Source organism: Pseudomonas sp. Z1-29 (assembly GCF_051131995.1).
Taxonomy (GTDB): domain Bacteria; phylum Pseudomonadota; class Gammaproteobacteria; order Pseudomonadales; family Pseudomonadaceae; genus Aquipseudomonas.
This window is the reverse complement of record NZ_CP071645.1, coordinates 517,186-538,810: the sequence shown is the minus strand read 5'-3', so window position 1 is coordinate 538,810 and position 21,625 is coordinate 517,186. Positions and strand designations below refer to the sequence as shown.

Here is a 21,625-nt window from a genome sequence, read left to right as displayed (position 1 = left end):
TTAGCTTAAGCCGCATCACGCCTGGCTTCGTTGCGGTAAGCCTCTACCGCCGCGATCAGGGCCTGGAGAATCGCCGCGCTGTCGCCGATCACCGACAAGTCCGCGCGCTTGATCATGTCGCAGCCCGGATCAAGGTTGATCGCCACCACCTTGTCGCAGGCACCGATGCCTTGCAGGTGCTGGATCGCCCCGGAAATCCCCACGGCCACGTAGACCCGTGCGGTGACCCAGGTGCCGCTGGCGCCAACCTGGCGATCGCGGGCCATGAAACCGTCGTCCACCGCCACCCGCGAGGCGCCTTCGGTCGCGCCCAAGGCCGCCGCGGTTCTGTGGAAAAGCGCCCAATCCTTGACGCCGTTGCCGCCGGAGAAAATGAATTCGGCCTCGGCCATCGGGATCGCGCCCGGATCCACCGCCACCGCACCAAGATCCTCGATCCGCGACAAGCTGCGCGCCACGCTTGTGGATAACTCCACCGGCAAGGCCTCGTGGCGGGTCTCGCTAACTGGCTCGGCGCACTCGGCCGCTGCCAGGATCAGTCGCGCCAATGGTCGGGCCAGGTCTTGCAGGCCAGCACCGGCCCGGCCGATGCACTCTTCACCCTTGACCTGCCAGACACGAGTGGCCGGGCGTTCGCCCAGGGCCGCGGCGAAGCGCCGACCCAGTTCACCGCCGCCGCTGCGGCTGTCAGGCAATAGCCAATGGCGTGGGCTGAACTGGTTATCCACAGCCCGCAGGCCTTGGACCCGTTGTTCCGGTGCATAACCGCTGAATTCCTCGCCCTCAAGCACCAGCAAGCGGTCCACGCCCGCCGTGGCGAAGGCATTCTCTTTATGCTCGCCGAACACCACCGCCAGGACCGCGCCGTCCGCGCCCGCCAATTGATGGGCGAGGCCCAACAGGTCGCGGTCGTGACTGCTGAGACGGCCACCGACCATGTCCGGGACCACACTGATGTAAAACGCCGGTTGCGGCACCTGATGCAGCGGCAGTTGCACTTCAGTGGTCGCAGTGCGCTTGGTCACGCCGCCCTGCTGGGCGCCGCTGCGGTCGATGCGCTTGATGCCGCTGGGGCCGATGAAGCCGACCCCATGGACGTTCTTGCGAATGACGCCGTTAGGGCCCATCCAGCTGTGCTGCACCGGTTGCATGGCCGCGTGCAGCGGGTGCAGCCGGTTACGGGCGATCCACTCGGCGCGAGGGTCGCGGCGGATGATGTCGCTCATCAATGCACCTCCGCAGGTTCACGTTTGGCCGGAGCCACGGGCTTGCTCGGGGTCGTATCCTCGAGCAGCGCATCGGCCACCAGTTCGGCAATGTCCTTGATCATTGGTCGTGGTTCGACCACGCCTTCCAGCATCGCGGTGCACTGTGGACAACCCACGGCCACCAGTTCGGCGCCGGTTTCGCGGATGTCTTCCATGCGCATGTCAGGAATACGCTGCTTGCCCGGAATGTCGGTGATCGGCGCACCGCCACCGCCGCCGCAGCAACGGGAACGGAAACCGGAGCGCTGCATCTCCTTGACCTCGATGCCCAGCGCACGCAGCACCTGGCGCGGTGCCTCGTATTCGCCGTTGTAGCGGCCCAGGTAGCAGGGGTCGTGATAAGTCACGCTGTCGCCCTTGTGCTGGCCGAGGTTCAGCGCGCCGGCGTCGATGATTTCCGCCAGATAGGTGCTGTGGTGCTGCACCAGGTAGTTGCCATCGAAGGCGCCGTACTCGTTTTTCAGCACGTGGAAGCTGTGGGGGTCGCAGGTGACGATGCGGTTGAAGCGGTATTTGGCCAGGGTCTGGATGTTGCGCTTGGCCAACAGCTGGAACGTCGCTTCATCACCGAGGCGCCGGGCCACGTCGCCGCTGTCGCGTTCTTCGAGGCCGAGCACGGCGAAGTCGATCTTCGCCGCCTTGAGGACTTTGACGAAGGCGCGCAAGGTGCGCTGGTTGCGCATGTCGAAGGCACCGTCACCGACCCAGAACAGCACGTCGGTGGATTTCTTCTCGCTGAGCAGATTAAGGTTCAAGTCCGCCGCCCAGTTCATCCGCCCGCCCGGGGCGAAGCCGCCAGGGTTGTCGGTGGCGATGAGGTTTTCCAGTACCTCGGCGCCCTTGTTCGGCGTGGCGCCTTTTTCCAGGGTCAGGTGCCGGCGCATGTCGACGATGGCGTCGACGTGCTCGATCATCATCGGGCACTCCTCGACACACGCCCGGCAAGTGGTGCAGGACCACAGGGTCTCGGCGTCCACCAGACCGTTGACGATCGGCTGGTGTGGATTACCGCCGTGCTCGCCAACGGGTTTGCCTGGGTAAGGACTGCCGGCGAACTTCGCATCGGTGCCGCCGGCCAGGCCGACGACCATGTCCTGGATGAGCTTTTTCGGGTTCAGCGGCTGGCCGGCGGCGAACGCCGGGCAGGCCGCTTCGCACTTGCCGCACTGTACGCAGGCGTCGAAGCCGAGCAACTGGTTCCAGGTGAAATCCTTGGGTTTCTCCACACCCAGCGGTGCGGCGGGGTCGTTCAGGTCCAGCGGCTTGAGGCCGGTGGAACGGCCGCCACCAAAACGTTCTGCACGGCGGTGCCAGGCCAGGTGCAGGGCACCGGCGAAGGCGTGCTTCATCGGCCCGCCCCAGGTCATGCCGAAGAACATCTCCGAGACGCCCCAGAGCACGCCCAGCCCCAACAGCGCCACCAGCAACCAGCCACCGAAGTCCGCCGGCAGAATCCCGGCCACCGGCAAGGTCACCAGGAAGAAGCTGATGGAAAACGCGAACAGGCTTTTCGGCAGGCGCATCCAAGGGCCCTTGGATAGCCGCGAGGGCGGGTTGCGACGGCGCAGGGCGATGAAGATCGCGCCGCTGAACATCAGCATCGTGGCGAACAGCAAGGCATAGCCGAGGATACGGTTCTGCAGGCCGAAACCGTGTACCAGGATCGCCAGCACCGCCGCCAGGACAAACCCGCCCGCCGTGGCGACGTGGGTATTGGCGATGTATTTGTCCCGCGCCACCACGTGGTGCAAATCCACCATGTAGCGCTTGGGCATGGCGAAGAGGCCACCGATCAGGTCGACTTTCGACGGTCGGCCCCGGCGCCACATGTTCACCCGCCGCAAGGCACCCAGGGCCGCGAGGCCGAGGGCTGCGAACAGCAGGATTGGAAGAAGGGTGTTCAACATAGGTGTTGCTCCCAAAGACCCAGGGTCTTGCAGGCCAAACTGCGTGGATGCCTTGCCCGATTCCTGTGGGAGCGAGCCTGCTCGCGAAAGCGCTGGATCAGTCAATCCAACAGTGACTGACAAAATGAATTCGCGAGCAGGCTCGCTCCCACGGGGTTATCCACAAGCCGTTAGAAATCCTTGCACAGCCGCAGGGCGTCGTAGATGGCCGCGTGGGTATTACGCTGGGCCACGCAGTCGCCGATGCGGAACAGCAGGTAGCCATCGCCACTCTGCTCAAGGCACGGCTGCGGCTTGATCGCGAACAGGGCTTCGACGTCGATCTGGCCCTTGTTGCGCGAACCCTCCTTCAGCGCGTAGTAGATTTCTTCGTCCGGCCGCACGCCGTTCTCCACCACCACCTGGTCCACCACGCGTTCTTCCTTGGCGCCGGTGTATTCGTTCTCCAGCACCGCCACCAGTTTGTCGCCTTCGCGGTAGACCTTCTCCAGCATCATGTCCCCGGTCATGATCACTTCCTTGGGGTACATGCTGCGGTAATAGGTCGGGAACGACGTCCCGCCAATGGCCACGCCTGGCTTGATATCGTCGGTGACGATCTCGACCTGGCTGCCCTTGTCGGCGAGGAAGTCCGCCACCGACATGCCGGTGAACTCGCAGATGGTGTCGTAGACCAGCACGTTCTTGCCCGGTGCAACCTTGCCGTCGAGCACGTCCCAACTGCTGACCACCAGCCCTTCGGCGGCGCCCCAGTGTTCGTTCTGCTCGACGTTCGGGTGGCCGCCGACGGCCAGCACCACCACGTCCGGACGCAAGTCCATGATGGTTGGCGCATCCGCCGCCACGCCCAGGCGCAGGTCGACTTTCAGCCGCGCCAGCTCCAGCTGGAACCAGCGGGTGATACCGGCGATCTGGTCCCGTTGCGGGGCTTTCGAGGCGGTGGTGATCTGCCCGCCGATGAATTCCTTCTTCTCGAACAGCGTCACGTCGTGCCCACGCTCGGCGGCCACGCGCGCCGCTTCCATCCCGGCCGGGCCGGCACCGACCACCACGACTTTGCGTTTCGGCCCGGTGGATTTCTCGATGATGTGCGGCACGCCCATGTATTCACGGGAGGTCGCGGCGTTCTGAATGCACAACACGTCCAGGCCCTGGTACTGGCGGTCGATGCAGTAGTTGGCGCCGACGCACTGCTTGATCTGGTCGATCTGGCCCATCTTGATCTTGGCGATCAGGTGCGGGTCGGCGATGTGGGCGCGGGTCATGCCGACCATATCGACGTAGCCGCCCTCGAGGATCCGCGTGGCCTGGTTCGGGTCCTTGATGTTCTGCGCATGCAGCACCGGAACCTTGACCACCTCCTTGATACCGGCGGCCAGGTGCAGGAACGGCTCCGGTGGATAACTCATGTTCGGGATGACGTTGGCCAAGGTGTTGTGGGTGTCGCAACCCGAGCCCACCACACCGATGAAATCGAGCATGCCGGTGTCGTCGTAGTACTTGGCGATCTGCTTCATGTCCTCGTGGGACAAGCCGTCCGGGTGGAATTCGTCGCCGCACAGGCGCATGCCCACGCAGAAATCGTCACCCACTTCGGCGCGCACGGCCTTCAACACTTCCAGGCCGAACTTCATGCGCCCCTCAAAAGTGCCGCCCCACTCGTCGGTCCGCTTGTTGACCCGCGGGCTCCAGAACTGGTCGATCATGTGCTGGTGCACGGCGGACAGCTCTACGCCGTCCAGGCCACCGGCCTTGGCCCGGCGCGCGGCCTGGGCGTAGTTGCCGATCACCCGCCAGATTTCTTCCGGCTCGATGGTCTTGCAGGTCGCACGATGCACCGGCTCACGCACGCCGGACGGCGACATCAGGGTCGGCCAGTTGAAACCGTCCCAGCGCGAGCGACGACCCATATGGGTAATCTGGATCATGATCTTGGCGCCATGCTTGTGCATGGCGTCGGCCAGGTTCTGGAAGTGCGGGATGATGCGGTCGGTGGACAGGTTCACCGAACTCCACCATTCCTGCGGGCTGTCGATGGCAACCACGGACGAGCCGCCGCAGATTGCCAGGCCGATGCCGCCCTTGGCCTTCTCTTCGTAATATTTCACATAGCGGTCGGTGGTCATGCCGCCGTCGGTGGCGTAGACCTCGGCGTGCGCGGTGCTGAGCACGCGATTGCGGATGGTCAGCTTGCCGATCTGGATCGGCTGGAACATTGCTTCAAAAGCCATGGCGCGATCCTCGACTTACAACGGCTTGACGATGAACAGGCCGTCGTCGTGGCCTTCTTCGGAACCGCCGTAGACCTGCTCGGCCACGGTGCGGATCTGGCTGCCGCGAGCGGCGAGAATCTGATCCATGGCGCCGGCGAACCAGCCGGTGAACATATAGTCGACCTTGCGCCCGACCTTGCCGTACACGTAGACGAACGCTGAATGCTCGAGCTTGACGCTGGCGGTGCCTTTATCCAGGTCGATGTCCTGGATCTTGAACAGGCCCCAGCCACGCTGGGACAAGCGCTTCATGTAATGCTCGAACACCGCGACGCCTTCCAGGCCGTGACATTCGGCTTCTTTTTCGCACCAGTGCCAGGCGGATTTGTAGCCGGCCTTGTAGAGGATTTCGGCGTAGGCATCGGCGCCCAGCACTTCCTCGATACCCATGTGGTTGTTGACGAAGAAGTGCCGCGGCACGTATAGCATCGGCAGGGCGTCGGAGGTCCAGACACCGGTTTCGCTGTCGACTTCGATAGGCAGTTGCGGGGCGATCTTGGCCATGAAAACGTGACTCCGGAAATTCGTGATGTGCCTGCGGCGCGAGTGGCCGCAGGTAAAGGATTCGGTGACGCAGCGGGGTTTATTCGCCCCAGACGTCCTTGAGAACGTTGACCCAGTTCTCGCCCATGATCTTGCGCACCACCCGCTCCGGGTGACCGCGCTTGAGCAGCGTCTCGGTGAGGTTCGGGAACTCGCCCACGGTGCGGATGCCCAGGGGGTTGATGATCTTGCCAAAGCTGGTCAGACGACGGGCATAGCCCTTGTCGTGGGTCAGCATCTCGAAGAAATCCTGGCCATGGCCCTGGGTGAAGTCAGTGCCGATGCCGATGGCGTCTTCGCCGACGATGTTCATGGTGTATTCGATGGCTTCGGCGTAGTCATCAATGGTCGAATCGATGCCCTTGGCCAGGAACGGCGCGAACATGGTCACGCCGACGAAACCGCCGTGGTCGGCGATGAACTTCAGTTCCTCGTCAGACTTGTTGCGTGGGTGCTCTTTCAGACCGGACGGCAGGCAGTGGGAGTAGCAGACCGGCTTCTTCGATTCGAGAATGACTTCTTCGGAAGTCTTGGAACCAACGTGGGACAGGTCGCACATGATGCCGACGCGGTTCATCTCGGCGACGATTTCACGACCGAAGCCCGACAGGCCGCCGTCGCGCTCGTAGCAGCCGGTGCCCACCAGGTTCTGGGTGTTGTAGCACATCTGCACCACGCCGACGCCCAGCTGCTTGAAGATCTCGACATAGCCGAGCTGGTCCTCGAAGGCATGGGCGTTCTGGAAGCCGAAGATGATGCCGGTCTTGCCCTGCTCCTTGGCGCGACGGATGTCGGCGGTGGTCTTCACCGGGATCACCAGGTCGCTGTTTTCGCGGATCAGTTTCTGGCTGGCGACGATGTTGTTGATGGTGGCCTGGAAACCTTCCCACACCGACACGGTGCAGTTGGCTGCGGTCAGGCCGCCCTTGCGCATGTCTTCGAACAGGTCACGGTTCCACTTGGCAATGATCAGCCCGTCGATAACGATGCTGTCGGCGTGCAATTCGGCTGGGCTCATCAGGCAGTCCCCTTGTTGGCGATTCATGCGCCGAATCGTGTGCCGGCGCTTTGGGGCCAGCATATGCCTGAGGGCCGTCGCGACCGGGTGCAAAAACGACAGGGGAATTGCCGAAAGCGTCAATCCGCGACAATGGGCTGCGACAGGCCCACCCTGCCCATCTGTTCTTTACCCGACGCTTGCGCCAGAATCCGCTGCACCACTGGATTCAACCGGACTCGAGCGACAACCGATGAAATCGATTTTCTTCGCCCTGGCACTGATCAGCACCGTCGCCCACGCGACCGAAGACACCGAACCCAACCCCTGCGACGAAGTTGAAAACGACGTCCAGACCCTGGCCTGTTCGGCCTACGGCAAAGCCGCCGCCGAACAACTGCTCAACGAAAACCTGCAAAGCCTCAACGAACGCCTGCAAACCCGCTACGCCAGCGACAAGGCCCAGCTCAACGACATCAGCGCCAAGATCAAGGCCGCCCAGCAACTGTGGCAAAAGCAGCGCGAAGCCGACTGCGCGATCGCCGCCTTCCCGGCCAAACCTGGCAGCGACGCCTACAAAATCGCCGAAAACGACTGCATGGCCCAGGTGAGCGATGACCGGTCGGAGTTTTTGGAGTCGATTGGGCAGGAGTGATGCATAAGAAGCCGTTCAGCACGGTAAGCTGTGTGCATCTTCGGTAAAGGGATTCACATGAAAACTTGCGGCATCGAAATCAAAGGCAGCGAAGCGATCATCGCCGTTGCCTCGCTGGACCAGCAGGCGTTGAGCCACGTCGCGCTCAGCACCAAGAAAATCGCCCTTGACGACGATGACGAAGCCGCCAACGTCAAGGCCTTTGCCGCGCAGGTTCGGGCGTTCGTGACGGACAACGGCATCGAACGCATCGCCATCAAGAAGCGCAGCAAGAAAGGTGAATTCGCCGGCGGGCCGACCACGTTCAAGATCGAGGGTATCTTTCAGCTGCTGGAAGGTTGCGAGGTGACGCTGCTGTCGCCGCAGACCATCAACGCGCAGAGCAAGAAACACGACTTCGTCCTGCCGGCGACGCTGAACAAGTATCAGCATGAGGCGTACAAGGCAGCCTGCTCGGCACTGATGAAGAAATAGACCCTCCCAGCCGAACACAGCACCCCGTGGCGAGGGAGCTTGCTCCCGCTGGGCTGCGCAGCGGCCCCGAAACCCGGCACCCTGGTGTGTCAGGTTGATTGAGTCGATGACATTGGGGCTGCTCCGCAGCCCAGCGGGAGCAAGCCCCCTCGCCACGGTGTATTTCCAGACTATGAAAACCTGTCAAACCACCTCCCGCTCATCCCCCTGCCGTCGCCGATCCTCCCGTGGACACCGGGCAAACCGTGCCCGATAGCTGCGGGTGAAGTACGACGGCGACTCGAACCCGCAGGCGATGCTCACCTCCAGCACGCTCATGTCGGTCTGACGCAGCAGTTGCCGGGCCTTTTCCAGGCGCAGGCGCAGGTAGAAGTTGCTCGGGGTGTCGTTCAGGTGCAGCCGGAACAAGCGCTCCAGCTGACGCCGCGTCACGTTGATCGACTCGGCCAGGGCCAGGGTGCTCAAGGGCGGTTCGCTATGGGTCTCCATCTCGCCGATGACCTGCACCAGCTTCTTGTTGCGGATGCCGTAGCGCGTGGCGATTTCCATGCGCTGGTGATCCTTGCGCGGACGGATGCGACCGAGCACGAATTGCTCGCTGACCTGGATCGCCAGCTCCGGGCCGTGGGCCTGGCCGATCAGGTCGAGCATCAGGTCGATGGAGGCGGTGCCGCCGGCGCAAGTGATGCGACGGCGGTCAATCTCGAACAGTTCCTGGGTCACGCCGAGCTGTGGATAAGATTCCTTGAACGCCTCGATCGCCTCCCAGTGCAGCGTCACCCGGTGGCCATCCAGTAGCCCCGCCTCGGCCAGGACCACGCTGCCGGTGTCGATACCGCCAAGGATGACACCTTCATTGTCCAGTCGATGCAACCAGCGCTCCAACGCCGGGCTGGCAAATTTCAACGGTTCGAAACCCGCCACGACCCACAGCGTCGCACCCTTCTTCAGCGGCTCCAGCGCGGCGTCGGCGTTGACCGACATGCCGTTGCTCGCCAGCACCGCACCGCCATCGGCGCTCAGTACATGCCAGCGGTACAGCTCGCCGCGAAAACGGTTGGCGACCCGCAAGGGCTCGATGGCCGAGATGAAACCGATGGCCGAGAAACCCGGCATCAACAAGAAATAAAAATCCTGGGACATGGAGCGCACTCGGTTGACGGGCAGCGTGCGGACCTTGATACGCCACTTGCAAGCGTCCTTCAAGCGCACAGGTCGCTGCAGTGCAAGAGCAGGTCGCCGCTGTGCGTTTTGCGCGGGGCCCGGCTGCGTACTTTGGCATCACCGGCGCGCAGATGCCGGAACCCATAACAACAAGCTGCCGAGGAACCTGACAATGAAACACCTGATCAGCTACTGCGTTCTTGCAATCAGCGCCACGTCTCTCCTGAACCAGACAGCCCTCGCAGCCGAACCCGCTGCCTGCCAGAACGTGCGCCTGGGCGTGGTCAACTGGACCGACGTCATTGCCACCAGCGCCTTGACCCAAGTGATGCTCGATGGCCTCGGTTACAAGACCAAGCAGACCAGCGCCTCCCAGCAGATCATTTTCGCCGGCATCCGCGACCAGCGCCTGGACCTGTTCCTGGGCTACTGGAACCCGCTGATGACCCAGACCATCACCCCGTTCGTCGAGGCGAAGCAGGTCAAGGTGCTGGAGCAGCCGAGCCTGAAGGACGCCCGCGCCACCCTGGCCGTACCCACTTACCTGGCCGACAAGGGCCTGAAGACCTTCGCTGATATCGCCAAATTCGAAAAAGAGCTGGGCGGCAAGATCTACGGCATCGAGCCCGGTTCCGGTGCCAACACCCAGATCAAAGCGATGATCGCCAAGAACCAGTTTGGCCTGGGCAAGTTCCAGCTGGTCGAGTCCAGCGAGGCCGGCATGCTCGCGGCGGTGGACCGCGCCGTGCGGCGCAAGGAAGCCGTGGTGTTCTTCGGCTGGGCGCCGCACCCGATGAACGTCAACGTGCATATGACCTATCTCACCGGCAGCGAAGACGCCCTCGGCCCGAATGAAGGCATGGCCAGCGTCTGGACCGTCACCGCGCCGAACTACGCCGAGCAATGCCCGAACGTCAGCCGCCTGCTGAGCAACCTGACCTTCAGCGCCGAAGACGAGAGCCGGATGATGCAGCCGCTGCTCGACCACAAGGACCCACTGGAGTCCGCCCGGCAATGGCTGAAGGACCACCCGCAAGACAAGCAGCGCTGGCTCGAAGGCGTGACCACTTTCGACGGCAAGCCGGCCATCGACAACCTGAAACTGACCAGCAACTGATCAACCGTTATCCCTCTGCGCAGCTCCAAAGGGCTGCGCGGTGACTCACCACGCCTGAAGGAATCCGCACCATGAACCACGACGTCATCATCACCTGCGCACTCACCGGTGCTGGCGACACGACCGCCAGGAGCCCGCACGTGCCGGTCACCCCGAAACAGATCGCCGCTGCGGCCGTCGAAGCGGCCAAGGCCGGCGCCACCGTGGTCCACTGCCATGTGCGCGACCCACAGACCGGCAAATTCAGCCGCGACGTGGCGCTGTACCGCGAAGTGATGGAGCGCATCCGCGAGGCCGACGTCGACATCATCGTCAATCTCACCGCCGGCATGGGCGGCGACCTGGAAATCGGTGCGGGGGAAAATCCAATGGAATTTGGCCCCAACACCGACCTGGTGGGTCCGCTGACCCGCCTGGCCCATGTCGAGGAGCTGCTGCCGGAAATCTGCACGCTGGATTGCGGCACCCTGAACTTCGGCGACGGCGACACCATTTACGTCTCCACCCCGGCGCAACTGCGGGCCGGCGCCAAGCGCATCACCGAGCTGGGGGTCAAGGCCGAGCTGGAGATTTTCGACACCGGGCACCTGTGGTTCGCCAAGCAGATGATCAAGGAAGGCCTGTTGGACAACCCATTGTTCCAGCTCTGCCTGGGTATCCCGTGGGGCGCGCCGGCGGATACCACCACCATGAAGGCCATGGTCGACAACCTGCCCGCCGATGCGGTGTGGGCCGGCTTCGGTATCGGCCGCATGCAAATGCCGATGGCGGCACAGGCCGTTTTGCTGGGCGGCAACGTGCGGGTCGGGCTGGAAGACAACCTCTGGCTGGACAAAGGCGTACTCGCCACCAATGGACAACTGGTGGAGCGTGCCGGCGAAATCCTCAGCCGCCTCGGCGCGCGCGTGCTTACGCCGGCTGAGGGCCGCAAGAAAATGGGCCTGACCCAGCGCGGCTAACCAAATCTCCACCGTCTTCCCTGTGGGAGCGAGCTTGCTCGCGATAGCGATAGTCCGACCGTCAAAGATGCGTCAGATGCACCGCCGCCATCGCGAGCAAGCTCGCTCCCACAGGTGACCCTCACTCTTTTCAGGAAACCACCATGAGCTTCATCACCAACATCAAAACCTTCGCCGCCCTGGGCAGCGGCGTCATCGGCAGCGGTTGGATCAGCCGCGCCCTGGCCCACGGCCTGGACGTGGTCGCCTGGGACCCGGCGCCGGGTGCCGAAGCGGCCTTGCGCAAACGCGTCGCCAACGCCTGGGGTGCCTTGGAAAAACACGGCCTGGCCCCCGGCGCATCGCAGGATCGCTTGCGCTTTGTTGCGACCGTCGAGGAATGCGTGCGCGATGCCGATTTCATTCAGGAAAGCGCACCCGAGCGGCTGGAGCTCAAGCTTGAGCTGCACGCCCAGATCAGCGCCGCCGCCAAGCCGGATGCGCTGATCGGCTCGAGCACCTCGGGGCTTTTGCCGAGCGAGTTTTATGCAAACTCCACTCATCCGGAGCGCTGCGTGGTCGGGCATCCATTCAACCCGGTCTACCTGCTGCCCCTGGTGGAAGTGGTCGGTGGCAAGCACACCGCGCCTGAAGCCGTGCAAGCGGCGATGCAGGTCTACGAATCCCTTGGCATGCGCCCGCTGCACGTGCGCAAGGAAGTCCCCGGTTTCATCGCCGATCGCCTGCTCGAAGCGCTGTGGCGCGAGGCCCTGCACCTGGTCAACGACGGCGTGGCGACCACCGGCGAAATCGACGATGCCATTCGTTTTGGCGCCGGCCTGCGCTGGTCGTTCATGGGCACTTTCCTGACCTACACCCTGGCCGGCGGCGATGCCGGGATGCGCCATTTCATGGCCCAGTTCGGCCCGGCGCTGCAATTGCCGTGGACCTACCTGCCGGCGCCGGAGCTGACCGAGAAACTGATCGACGATGTGGTGGAAGGGACGAGTGAGCAACTGGGGCGCCACAGCATTTCGGCGCTGGAGCGCTATCGTGATGATTGCCTGATGGCGGTGCTGGAGGCGGTGAAGGCCACCAAGGAAAAGCATGGAATGGCCTTCGCCGAGTAACCCTTGGTTTTTTGGGCCAGCAGGTCTGGCCCCATCGCGAGCAAGCTCGCTCCCACATTGGCTCTGTGTCGTTTACAAAACCTGTGGGAGCGAGCTTGCTCGCGATGGCGTCCTCCCAATCGCCACAACAATCGGAACCCACCCTCATGCCCGCTCTCACCACCTACCAAACCCCCATCCTCCCGGAATGGGTCGACTACAACGGTCACTTGCGCGATGCCTTCTACCTGCTGATCTTCAGCTACGCGACCGACGCGCTGATGGACCAGCTCGGCCTGGACAGCCAGAACCGCGAAGCCAGCGGCCATTCTCTGTTCACCCTCGAACTGCACCTGAACTACCTCCACGAAGTGAAGCTCGGGGCCGAGGTAGAGGTGCACACACAACTCATCGGCCACGACGCCAAACGCCTGCACCTCTACCACAGCCTGCACCTGGTGGGCGGAGACAAAGAGCTGGCCGGCAATGAGCAGATGCTGCTGCACGTCGACCTGGCCGGCCCGCGCTCAGCGCCTTTCACCGAGCAGACCCTGGGCCGACTCAAAGCCCTGATCGACAGCCAATCCGACCTGCCGGCCCCGAACTACATAGGCCGTGTCATCGCCCTGCCGCCCGCCCGATAAGTCTCGAACAGGAGACCGCCATGAACATCGCCGCCGCTATTGCCGACTTCCGACGCTACCCTCTTGTCCAGGCATTGAGCGCTGTAACACCCTTGGGCGACCGGGTCCACGTCACGTGGGCCGACGGCCGGATCAGCCCGTTTCACCATCAATGGCTGCGGGACAACTGCCCCTGCGCGCAGTGTGTCTACAGCGTCACCCGCGAGCAGGTCCTGGAGATCGTCGACGTCCCGGAAGACCTGACGCCCGGCGCAATCGACATCGACGGCGCGGGCTGCCTACACGTGGTTTGGCAGGACGGCCATCAGAGCCTTTTCGACCCGGGTTGGTTGCGCGCCCATGCCTATGACGATCAATCCAGGGCCGAGCGACTGGCGGGCAGACCACAACGCCAACTATGGCAGCACGATCTGTCACTGCCAGTGTTCGAATACCAGGCCCTGATGGAGGACGCCGACACCTTGCTGAAATGGCTACTGGCAGTACGCGACATCGGCCTGACCCAGGTACGGGGCGTCCCCACCGAACCCGGCTCGCTGAAACTGATTGCCCAGCGCATTTCCTTTATCCGCGAAAGCAATTTCGGCGTGCTGTTCAACGTGCAGTCCAAGGCCGATGCCGACAGCAACGCCTATACCGCCTTCAATCTGCCGCTGCACAGCGACCTGCCAACACGGGAACTGCAGCCGGGTTTGCAGTTCCTGCATTGCCTGGTGAACGACGCCGACGGTGGCGAGAGCATCTTCGTCGACGGTTTCGCCATCGCCCAGGCGCTGCGCCGGGATGACGCCGAAGCCTTCGACGCGCTGTGCCAGATCCCGGTGGAATTTCGCAACAAGGATCGCCACAGCGACTACCGCTGCCTGGCGCCGATCATCGCCCTGGATACGCTGGGGCAGGTCTCGGAAATCCGCATGGCGAATTTCTTGCGCGGACCGTTCGATACGTCGGTGGAGCAGATGCCCAGGCTCTATCAAGCCTATCGCCGCTTCATTGCCCTGACCCGCGAGCCTCGGTTTCGCCTGGTACAAAGGCTTGAACCCGGCCAGCTCTGGTGCTTCGACAACCGTCGCACCCTCCACGCGCGCAATGCGTTCGACCCAGCCTCCGGGGCGCGACACTTGCAGGGGTGTTATGTCGATCGGGATGAGTTGCTGTCGCGGATTCTGGTGTTGCAGAGATAAACCGCGTCATCGTTCTTCGCGAGCAGGCTCGCTCCCACAGGGTTCTGTGTCGATCACAAAATCTAATGTGGGAGCGAGCCTGCTCGCGAAAGCACCCGATCAGACAACTCATTTCCCGCTGATTCACACAGACAAAAAAATCCCCGATCAAGCCGTGACAGGATCGGGGCAGGAGCGTTACTGGAGGAGCCGTTGCGCGAGGGTGACCAAACCATCGTGATTCAGCTTGGGGCCAGTGTGCCCACTCCCGAGGCGGGCGAGTTAGCCGAAAACGACCCGTTCATAGTCATTCAGGCCAGATCGACGATTTGCCCTTGCCGCCGCTTCGGACGGCTACCAGAATCCAGTCACGACCCCAATCCCTGAACAAGGAAAAGCGTCATGATGTACGCCGATTTGATCGACCAGGAAGACCTGCTGGGCCACCTCAAGGCCCTGGGGCTGCAGATACCCAGCGGTGCGACCGCCGAGCAGGCCTGTGAATGCGCGGTGCGCGGCCTGGACCGGGCGCGCGCCAATGAACTGCGGCGCATGGTCAAGGACATGTACACCAGCAGCGCGACCATCCTGCCGGCGGTGCGCCAGGCGATCGACAAGCAACTGCTGCCAGCGCTGACGAAATACCAGCAGAACCATAGCGGCTGACAAAACCAATCGCGAGCAAGCTCGCTCCCACAGGTTCTGTGTCGTTCACAAATCCTGTGGGAGCGAGCTTGCTCGCGATGAAAGCGCTGAGGTCTTAGAGCCTCACACTGGCAAACGTCGACTCATTGCGCGCCTGGCTCAAGGCCGACAGCGGGCCGGACAATGGCGACAGCACCAGGGCCTGCGGCAACGGCATCATCGCTACCTGCTGCGTAGTGTTGGAACCGACGCGTTCGTCACGCGGCGGAATGCCGAAGTATTCGCGGTAGCACTTGGAGAAGTGCGGGGTGGAGACGAAGCCGCACACCGAGGCCACTTCGATGATCGACATCGGCGTCTGCTTGAGCAGCTGCCGCGCGCGGATCAGCCGCAGCTTGAGGTAGTAGCGCGACGGCGAACAGTGCAGGTATTTCTGGAACAGCCGCTCAAGCTGACGTCGGGACACGGCGACATACACCGCCAGTTCGTCCAGGTCGATCGGCTCCTCGAGGTTGGCCTCCATCAGTGCGACGATTTCCTGCAGCTTCGGCTGGTTGGTGCCGAGCATGTGCTTGAGCGGCACGCGCTGGTGATCCTGCTCGTTGCGGATGCGCTCATAGACAAACATTTCCGAGATCGCAGCCGATAGTTCGCGACCGTGATCGCGGCTGATCAAGTGCAGCATCATGTCCAGCGGCGCGGTGCCGCCGGAACTGGTGAAGCGATTGCGGTCGAGGGTGAACAGGCGCGTGCTCATCGACACCCGCGGGAAGGCTTCCTGCATGGCCGCCAGGCATTCCCAGTGCACGCTGCAATCGAAACCGTCCAGCAGGCCGGCACAGGCCAGGGCCCAACTGCCGGTGCAGACCGCGCCGAGGCGACGGGACTGCCGGGCCTGGCTTTGCAGCCAGGAGACATGCTCACGAGTAACGGTGCGCTGGATGCCGATGCCGCCGCAGACGATGACGGTGTCGAGGGCCGGCGCTTTGTGCATGGAGGCGTCAGGCGTGATCTGCAGACCGTCACTGGCCCAGACCTGCCCGCCATCGACGGTCAGGGTGGTCCAGCGATACAACTCGCGACCGGACAGCTGGTTGGCCATGCGTAGCGGTTCCACCGCGGACGCCAGGGAAATCAGCGTGAAATTGTCCAGCAGCAAAAAGCCGATGGATTGAGGCGCACGGTTCTGGGGTTGAGCCCCAGAGTTGGACGTCGTCATCGCGGTATCTCCTCACACAAAGCGGGTGATGGCCTCAGGCGGAGGCTCTTGTTATTGCCCATCATTCTCTTGCGTGAGACGGGGCTTTATTAGGACAGAGCAATTGCCATGCCTAAATTTGAATGCGCGTTCAATAAATCCTGAAAACGACATGCCGACCTGTCTATTCAAGGGGCCTGTCAGGGCTGGTTTGAAAGTGCCATCAACGGCCCCAGGCACCTGCCACCGTGGGCTGTGAGCAGATCGGTAGCACTTGTGGTAACTGGGCTGCGCCGCTTGCACGGCGGATGTCACCGCAAGCGCGGGGACGGACGGTAGCGCGGCGGACAATGGCGTGACCGATAAGTCAGGTCTTGTCTGTTTGCGACGCGCCAAAACGTGGCGTGTTTTTGCAGCGGTGTTCATTTTACGAGCGGTTTGTACAATCTTTTGTGGCGAGGGGATTTATCCCCGTTGGGTCGCGAAACGCCCCCCTGCGTTTTTTCTGATGCATCGAGGAGCTCGATTCAGGGGCCGCTTCGCAGCCCAACGGGGATAAATCCCCTCGCCACATGAGTTTGCGCAGGCTTGGGTTCAACACTCCACCGCACTCACCGCCAACCCGCCCCGCGATGTCTCTTTATATTTGTCATGCATGTCGGCGCCGGTGTCGCGCATGGTGCGGATCACCCGGTCGAGGGAGATGAAGTGTTGACCGTCGCCGCGCAGGGCCATTTGCGCGGCGTTAATGGCTTTCACCGCGGCAATCGCGTTGCGCTCGATGCAGGGCACCTGGACCAGGCCGCCGACCGGGTCGCACGTCAGGCCAAGGTTGTGCTCCAGGCCGATTTCCGCGGCGTTGCACAATTGCTCCGGCGTGGCCCCGAGGATTTCCGCCAGGCCCGCCGCCGCCATGGCGCAGGCCGAGCCGACTTCGCCCTGGCAGCCGACTTCGGCGCCGGAGATCGAAGCGTTCTTTTTGCACAAAATCCCCACCGCCGCTGCGCTGAGGAAATAGTCCACCACGTTGGCGTCGGTCACCGCTTCGCTGAATTTCATGAAGTAGTGCAGCACCGCCGGAATGATCCCCGCCGCGCCATTGGTCGGCGCCGTGACCATGCGCCCGCCGGCGGCATTTTCCTCGTTGACCGCCAGGGCGAACAGGTTGACCCATTCCATGGCACTCAAGGTCGAGCCGATCACGTTCGGTTTGTTCAGTTCCTGCAGGCTGCGATGCAACTTGGCCGCCCGCCGCCGCACGTTCAGGCCGCCGGGCAGGATGCCTTCGTGCTTGAGGCCTTGCTCAACACAATCCTGCATGGCCCGCCAGAGTTTCATCAGGCCGCTGCGGATCTCTTCCTCGGAGCGCCAGACCTTTTCATTCGCCATCATCAACTCGGCCACCCGCAGGTTGTGGGTGCGGCACAGGGCCAGGAGTTCTTCGGCGCTGGAAAAATCGTACGGCAGTTCGGTACTGTCCAGGTCCACCACGCCGCTGGAAGCCTGGGCCTGGTCAACGACAAAACCTCCGCCGATGGAATAGTACGTGTCGCGGTGCAATTCGCCGCTCGCGCCTTCGGCAATCAAGGTCATCGCGTTAGGGTGGAACGGCAGGTTCTCGTCGATCAGGCGCATGTCGCGCGACCAGACAAAAGGCACCGGCAGACGCCCATCCAGCAATAAGGTCCCGGTTTCGCGCAGCAGCTCGATGCGCGTGCCGATCTGCGACGGGTCGATCGCGTCAGGCCATTCGCCCATCAGGCCCATGATCGTGGCGTTGTCGCTGCCATGGCCGATGCCGGTCGCCGACAGCGAACCGTACAACTGCACCTCGACCCGGCGCACATCGTGCAGCAACGCCTTCGCCCGCAGTGCTTCAACGAACAGCGCCGCGGCGCGCATGGGGCCCACGGTATGGGAACTGGACGGGCCGATACCGATCTTGAACAGGTCGAACACGCTGATTGCCATGCCTTGGATCTCCAGAACGGTCACATCCGGGCGCAGGAGCGCCCGGTGGCGGAGCTGCTACGCTCAACGCCGGGATGGCCGCATCATCCGGCTTTTGAATCGGTTTTCGACGTCTGACACCGACGCAATCATGCCCAGCAGCGCCGCGCCCTTGTCGCCCAGGTTTTACGACGTTTTTTTGCGTGTCAGAAGCCAGCCGGGGGCGGAAAAAATCTGTAAACGACGTCACCAACACTGGATGCGACCCTCCCTGTACTGGATACGACGCACCCTGTAGGCGTCGGATTTGCACTGGTACATGATCGGTTACGGCTCGTTTGCAAGGCCGCGTGTCACCCAGGGTGCCCACGCGCCACCAACCGCAACATTAAAAAAGCAAAAAAGCGCGGTTGTCCCCGACCGGACACTGCCGATAAAACACCAGGAGTCCACCCATGAAAGGTTCCAAGCCGTTGTTGTTGGCCGCCATGCTGAGTCTTCCGATGCTGGCCAACGCTGCAGAGCCCGCTCAGTGCAGCACCGTCAACTTCTCCGATGTCGGCTGGACCGACATCACCGTTACCACCGCTACCACCAGCGTCGTGCTCGACGCCCTCGGCTACAAGACCAAGACCACCATGATCTCCGTACCAGTGACCTACAAATCCCTGGCCGACGGCAAGAACATGGACGTTTTCCTTGGCAACTGGATGCCGACCATGGAAAACGACATCAAGGCCTACCGCGAAGCCGGCACCGTGGAAACCCTGCGCGCCAACCTCGAGAACGCCAAGTACACCCTGGCCGTCCCCGAAGAGCTGTATGAAAAGGGTCTGAAGGATTTCGCCGACATCGCCAAGTTCAAGAAGGAACTGGACGGCAAGATCTACGGCATCGAACCGGGCAACGACGGCAACCGCTTGATCCAGAGCATGATCGACAAGAACGCCTTCGGTCTCAAGGACGCTGGCTTCAAGGTGGTCGAATCCAGCGAAGCCGGCATGCTGTCGCAGGTCGATCGCGCCCAGCGCCGTAACACCGCCGTGGTGTTCCTGGGCTGGGAACCGCACCCGATGAACACCCGCTTCAAGATGAAATACCTCACCGGTGGCGATGAATTCTTCGGTCCGAACTTCGGCCAGGCGACCATCTACACCAACACGCGCAAGGGCTATGCCCAGGAATGCGGCAACGTCGGCCAACTGCTGAAAAACCTGGTCTTCACCCTCGACATGGAAAGCACGCTGATGGGCAACGTGCTGGACGACAAGATGAAGCCTGAAGCCGCCGCCAAGGCCTGGCTGAAGAAAAACCCACAGGTGCTCGACACCTGGCTCGCCGGCGTCACCACCATTGACGGTAAACCTGGCCTGGAGGCCGTGAAAGCCAAGCTCGCGCAGTAAAAGCTTATGCCGGGCGAGTTCACTCGCCCGGGCTGTTTATTCCTTGCATGCGGAAGTTCACTACCATGCTTATTGATCAGAAAATACCCTTGGGCCAGTACACCGCGGGCTTTGTCGAATGGTTGACGCAAAACGGCGCCAACACTTTCGATGCCATCGCGATGTTTCTGGAAACGATGATTCACGGTGTGACGTTTGCGCTGACCTGGTTCAATCCCCTGGCCCTGATCGGCCTCATTGCCCTGCTGGCGCATTTTATCCAGCGCAAATGGGGCCTGACCGTTTTTGTCATCGCCTCGTTCCTGCTGATCCTCAACCTGGGTTACTGGCAGGAAACCATGGAAACCCTCGCCCAGGTGCTGTTCGCGACCCTGGTCTGCGTGCTGATCGGCGTGCCGCTGGGCATTGTTGCCGCGCACAAGCCGATGTTCTACACCATGATGCGTCCGGTGCTCGATCTGATGCAGACCGTACCGACCTTCGTCTACCTCATTCCTACCCTGACCCTCTTCGGTCTGGGTGTGGTCCCGGGCCTGATCTCCACGGTGGTGTTCGCGATTGCCGCGCCCATCCGCCTCACCTACCTGGGCATCCGCGACGTTCCCGACGAACTGATGGACGCCGGCAAAGCCTTCGGCTGCTCTCGTCGCCAACTCCTCTCACGCATTGAATTGCCCCATGCCATGCCGAGCATCGCCGCCGGTATCACCCAATGCATCATGCTGTCGCTGTCGATGGTGGTCATCGCGGCGCTGGTCGGTGCCGACGGCCTGGGCAAACCCGTGGTCAACGCACTGAACACCGCCGATATCGCCCTGGGCTTCGAAGCCGGCCTGGCGATCGTATTGCTGGCGATCATGCTCGACCGAATCTGCAAACAACCCGACGCCAAAGTAGGGGGTGACGCATGAGCATAATCCGCTTCGAAGAGGTCGACGTGATCTTCTCCAAAGATCCACGCGAAGCCCTCAAGCTGCTCGACAAGGGCATGACCCGCAACGAAATCCTGAAGCAGACCGGGCAGATCGTCGGCGTGGAAAAGGCCAGCCTGGATGTCGAAAAAGGCGAGATCTGCGTACTGATGGGCCTCTCCGGCTCCGGCAAGTCGAGCCTGCTGCGCTGCATCAACGGCTTGAACACAGTGAGTCGCGGCAAATTGTTCGTCGAACACGAAGGCCGCCAGATCGACATCGCCTCCTGCACCCCCGCCGAGTTGAAGATGATGCGCACCAAGCGCATCGCCATGGTCTTCCAGAAATTTGCCCTGATGCCCTGGCTGACAGTGCGCGAGAACATCAGCTTCGGCCTGGAAATGCAGGGCCGCCCGGAGAAGGAACGCAAGAAGCTGGTGGATGAAAAGCTGGAGCTGGTGGGCCTGACCCAGTGGCGCAACAAGAAGCCCGACGAGCTGTCCGGCGGCATGCAACAACGGGTCGGCCTGGCCCGCGCCCTGGCGATGGACGCCGATATCCTGCTCATGGACGAACCCTTCTCGGCCCTCGACCCGCTGATCCGCCAAGGCCTGCAGGACGAACTGCTGGAGCTGCAGCGCAAGCTGAGCAAGACCATCGTATTCGTCAGCCATGACCTCGACGAGGCCCTGAAACTGGGCAGCCGCATCGCGATCATGAAAGACGGCCGCATCATCCAGTACAGCAAGCCGGAACAGATCGTGCTGAACCCGGCGGATGACTATGTGCGCACCTTTGTCGCCCATACCAACCCGCTCAACGTGCTCTGCGGCCGCAGCCTGATGCGCACCCTGGACAACTGCAAGCGCATCAACGGTTCCGTGTGCCTGGACCCGGGCGGCGATTCCTGGCTCGACCTGGCCGAAGGCAACACCATCAAGGGCGCCCGCCAGAACGGCGCCGCGCTGGACTTGCAAAACTGGGCACCGGGCCAGGCCGTCGAGGGCCTCGGCCGCCGTCCGACTCTGGTGGACTCCAGCATCGGCATGCGCGACGCCTTGCAGATCCGCTACCAGACCGGCAACAAGCTGGTGCTCCACGATAACCAGAAGGTCGTCGGGATCCTCGGCGACAGCGAGCTGTACCACGCGCTGCTAGGCAAGAACCTGGGCTGAGTCCGGGCACACAAAAACGCCGCGAGATGATCGCGGCGTTTTTGTTTGTGCAGGAACAAGAATTGAAACGCTCTTGTGGTGAGGGGATTTA

19 protein-coding genes are annotated in these 21,625 nt (G+C 62.5%); 11 read left to right on the top strand and 8 right to left on the bottom strand.

Annotated elements, in window-relative coordinates; translation table 11 throughout:
- Positions 1-5: 5 nt before the first annotated feature.
- The 5 genes from J3P84_RS02580 to J3P84_RS02560 form a co-directional block, all read right to left on the bottom strand.
- Positions 6-1,226, bottom strand: a complete 1,221-nt coding sequence (locus J3P84_RS02580; RefSeq protein WP_434627549.1) for an electron transfer flavoprotein subunit alpha/FixB family protein — start codon at positions 1,224-1,226, stop codon at positions 6-8.
- Positions 1,226-3,175 carry a dimethylglycine demethylation protein DgcB gene (dgcB, locus tag J3P84_RS02575; protein WP_434627546.1) on the bottom strand — a complete coding sequence of 650 codons (1,950 nt, stop codon included), beginning with the start codon at positions 3,173-3,175 and terminating at the stop codon, positions 1,226-1,228. The genes J3P84_RS02580 and dgcB overlap by 1 nt, the downstream gene beginning before the upstream one ends.
- A 170-nt stretch (positions 3,176-3,345) precedes the next feature.
- Positions 3,346-5,406 (bottom strand): dimethylglycine demethylation protein DgcA, encoded by a 2,061-nt coding sequence (gene dgcA, locus J3P84_RS02570; RefSeq protein WP_434627543.1) that lies wholly within the window; start codon positions 5,404-5,406, stop codon positions 3,346-3,348.
- A 15-nt stretch (positions 5,407-5,421) separates the two neighbouring features.
- Positions 5,422-5,952, bottom strand: a complete 531-nt coding sequence (locus J3P84_RS02565) for a DUF5943 domain-containing protein (protein WP_018612374.1) — start codon at positions 5,950-5,952, stop codon at positions 5,422-5,424.
- Between the two features lie 79 nt (positions 5,953-6,031).
- Entirely contained in the window at positions 6,032-7,009 is a 978-nt protein-coding gene (locus tag J3P84_RS02560; RefSeq protein ID WP_030139307.1) for a dipeptidase, read from the bottom strand.
- Positions 7,010-7,241: 232 nt separating this feature from the next.
- Between J3P84_RS02560 and J3P84_RS02555 the strand changes: the two genes are divergently transcribed.
- Both J3P84_RS02555 and J3P84_RS02550 read left to right on the top strand, forming a co-directional pair.
- Entirely contained in the window at positions 7,242-7,643 is a 402-nt protein-coding gene (locus J3P84_RS02555) for a lysozyme inhibitor LprI family protein (protein WP_434627540.1), read from the top strand.
- A 57-nt stretch (positions 7,644-7,700) separates the two neighbouring features.
- Positions 7,701-8,117 carry a DUF3010 family protein gene (locus J3P84_RS02550; protein WP_434627537.1) on the top strand — a complete coding sequence of 139 codons (417 nt, stop codon included), beginning with the start codon at positions 7,701-7,703 and terminating at the stop codon, positions 8,115-8,117.
- A gap of 183 nt (positions 8,118-8,300) precedes the next feature.
- On the opposite strand, the gene J3P84_RS02545 is transcribed toward J3P84_RS02550, so the two are convergent.
- Positions 8,301-9,260: a GlxA family transcriptional regulator gene (locus J3P84_RS02545; protein WP_434627534.1), complete on the bottom strand. Its 960-nt coding sequence runs from the start codon at positions 9,258-9,260 to the stop codon at positions 8,301-8,303.
- 193 nt (positions 9,261-9,453) lie between these two features.
- On the opposite strand from J3P84_RS02545, the gene J3P84_RS02540 reads away from it, so the two are divergent.
- The 6 genes from J3P84_RS02540 to J3P84_RS02515 all read left to right on the top strand — a co-directional run bounded on the left by J3P84_RS02540 (position 9,454) and on the right by J3P84_RS02515 (position 14,918).
- Positions 9,454-10,398: a choline ABC transporter substrate-binding protein gene (locus J3P84_RS02540; RefSeq protein WP_434627531.1), complete on the top strand. Its 945-nt coding sequence runs from the start codon at positions 9,454-9,456 to the stop codon at positions 10,396-10,398.
- 71 nt (positions 10,399-10,469) lie between these two features.
- Positions 10,470-11,357, top strand: a complete 888-nt coding sequence (locus J3P84_RS02535) for a 3-keto-5-aminohexanoate cleavage protein (RefSeq protein ID WP_434627528.1) — start codon at positions 10,470-10,472, stop codon at positions 11,355-11,357.
- 143 nt (positions 11,358-11,500) lie between these two features.
- Complete coding sequence (locus J3P84_RS02530) at positions 11,501-12,466, top strand: L-carnitine dehydrogenase (RefSeq protein WP_434627525.1); 966 nt, start codon at positions 11,501-11,503, stop codon at positions 12,464-12,466.
- A gap of 146 nt (positions 12,467-12,612) precedes the next feature.
- Entirely contained in the window at positions 12,613-13,089 is a 477-nt protein-coding gene (locus J3P84_RS02525; protein ID WP_434627522.1) for a thioesterase family protein, read from the top strand.
- Between the two features lie 20 nt (positions 13,090-13,109).
- Positions 13,110-14,273, top strand: coding sequence for a gamma-butyrobetaine dioxygenase (locus J3P84_RS02520; protein WP_434627519.1), 1,164 nt, complete (start codon positions 13,110-13,112; stop codon positions 14,271-14,273).
- A gap of 381 nt (positions 14,274-14,654) precedes the next feature.
- Positions 14,655-14,918, top strand: a complete 264-nt coding sequence (locus J3P84_RS02515) for a hypothetical protein (RefSeq protein ID WP_434627516.1) — start codon at positions 14,655-14,657, stop codon at positions 14,916-14,918.
- 94 nt (positions 14,919-15,012) lie between these two features.
- On the opposite strand, the gene J3P84_RS02510 is transcribed toward J3P84_RS02515, so the two are convergent.
- Together J3P84_RS02510 and J3P84_RS02505 are read right to left on the bottom strand one after the other, a co-directional pair.
- The gene (locus tag J3P84_RS02510; protein WP_003177576.1) at positions 15,013-16,116 is read right to left on the bottom strand and encodes a GlxA family transcriptional regulator; all 1,104 of its coding nucleotides are present in this window, start codon (positions 16,114-16,116) and stop codon (positions 15,013-15,015) included.
- Positions 16,117-16,689: 573 nt separating this feature from the next.
- Entirely contained in the window at positions 16,690-18,066 is a 1,377-nt protein-coding gene (locus J3P84_RS02505; protein ID WP_434571282.1) for an L-serine ammonia-lyase, read from the bottom strand.
- A 434-nt stretch (positions 18,067-18,500) separates the two neighbouring features.
- Here J3P84_RS02505 and J3P84_RS02500 point away from each other — a divergent pair, with 434 nt between their 5' ends.
- The 3 genes from J3P84_RS02500 (at position 18,501) to choV (ending at position 21,534) form a co-directional block, all read left to right on the top strand.
- The gene (locus J3P84_RS02500) at positions 18,501-19,448 is read left to right on the top strand and encodes a choline ABC transporter substrate-binding protein (RefSeq protein WP_434627513.1); all 948 of its coding nucleotides are present in this window, start codon (positions 18,501-18,503) and stop codon (positions 19,446-19,448) included.
- Between the two features lie 65 nt (positions 19,449-19,513).
- A complete protein-coding gene (gene choW / locus J3P84_RS02495; RefSeq protein ID WP_434627510.1) occupies positions 19,514-20,359 on the top strand; it encodes a choline ABC transporter permease subunit in 846 nt (281 codons plus the stop codon).
- Positions 20,356-21,534 (top strand): choline ABC transporter ATP-binding protein, encoded by a 1,179-nt coding sequence (choV, locus tag J3P84_RS02490; RefSeq protein ID WP_434602082.1) that lies wholly within the window; start codon positions 20,356-20,358, stop codon positions 21,532-21,534. The genes choW and choV overlap by 4 nt, the downstream gene beginning before the upstream one ends.
- The last annotated feature ends 91 nt before the right edge of the window (positions 21,535-21,625 follow it).

Coding starts and splice junctions, on each gene's coding strand:
- J3P84_RS02580 (WP_434627549.1), bottom strand. CDS start 1,226: ATGAGCGACATCATCCGCCGCGACCCTCGCGCCGAGTGGATCGCCCGT.
- dgcB (WP_434627546.1), bottom strand. CDS start 3,175: ATGTTGAACACCCTTCTTCCAATCCTGCTGTTCGCAGCCCTCGGCCTC.
- dgcA (WP_434627543.1), bottom strand. CDS start 5,406: ATGGCTTTTGAAGCAATGTTCCAGCCGATCCAGATCGGCAAGCTGACC.
- J3P84_RS02565 (WP_018612374.1), bottom strand. CDS start 5,952: ATGGCCAAGATCGCCCCGCAACTGCCTATCGAAGTCGACAGCGAAACC.
- J3P84_RS02560 (WP_030139307.1), bottom strand. CDS start 7,009: ATGAGCCCAGCCGAATTGCACGCCGACAGCATCGTTATCGACGGGCTG.
- J3P84_RS02555 (WP_434627540.1), top strand. CDS start 7,242: ATGAAATCGATTTTCTTCGCCCTGGCACTGATCAGCACCGTCGCCCAC.
- J3P84_RS02550 (WP_434627537.1), top strand. CDS start 7,701: ATGAAAACTTGCGGCATCGAAATCAAAGGCAGCGAAGCGATCATCGCC.
- J3P84_RS02545 (WP_434627534.1), bottom strand. CDS start 9,260: ATGTCCCAGGATTTTTATTTCTTGTTGATGCCGGGTTTCTCGGCCATC.
- J3P84_RS02540 (WP_434627531.1), top strand. CDS start 9,454: ATGAAACACCTGATCAGCTACTGCGTTCTTGCAATCAGCGCCACGTCT.
- J3P84_RS02535 (WP_434627528.1), top strand. CDS start 10,470: ATGAACCACGACGTCATCATCACCTGCGCACTCACCGGTGCTGGCGAC.
- J3P84_RS02530 (WP_434627525.1), top strand. CDS start 11,501: ATGAGCTTCATCACCAACATCAAAACCTTCGCCGCCCTGGGCAGCGGC.
- J3P84_RS02525 (WP_434627522.1), top strand. CDS start 12,613: ATGCCCGCTCTCACCACCTACCAAACCCCCATCCTCCCGGAATGGGTC.
- J3P84_RS02520 (WP_434627519.1), top strand. CDS start 13,110: ATGAACATCGCCGCCGCTATTGCCGACTTCCGACGCTACCCTCTTGTC.
- J3P84_RS02515 (WP_434627516.1), top strand. CDS start 14,655: ATGATGTACGCCGATTTGATCGACCAGGAAGACCTGCTGGGCCACCTC.
- J3P84_RS02510 (WP_003177576.1), bottom strand. CDS start 16,116: ATGACGACGTCCAACTCTGGGGCTCAACCCCAGAACCGTGCGCCTCAA.
- J3P84_RS02505 (WP_434571282.1), bottom strand. CDS start 18,066: ATGGCAATCAGCGTGTTCGACCTGTTCAAGATCGGTATCGGCCCGTCC.
- J3P84_RS02500 (WP_434627513.1), top strand. CDS start 18,501: ATGAAAGGTTCCAAGCCGTTGTTGTTGGCCGCCATGCTGAGTCTTCCG.
- choW (WP_434627510.1), top strand. CDS start 19,514: ATGCTTATTGATCAGAAAATACCCTTGGGCCAGTACACCGCGGGCTTT.
- choV (WP_434602082.1), top strand. CDS start 20,356: ATGAGCATAATCCGCTTCGAAGAGGTCGACGTGATCTTCTCCAAAGAT.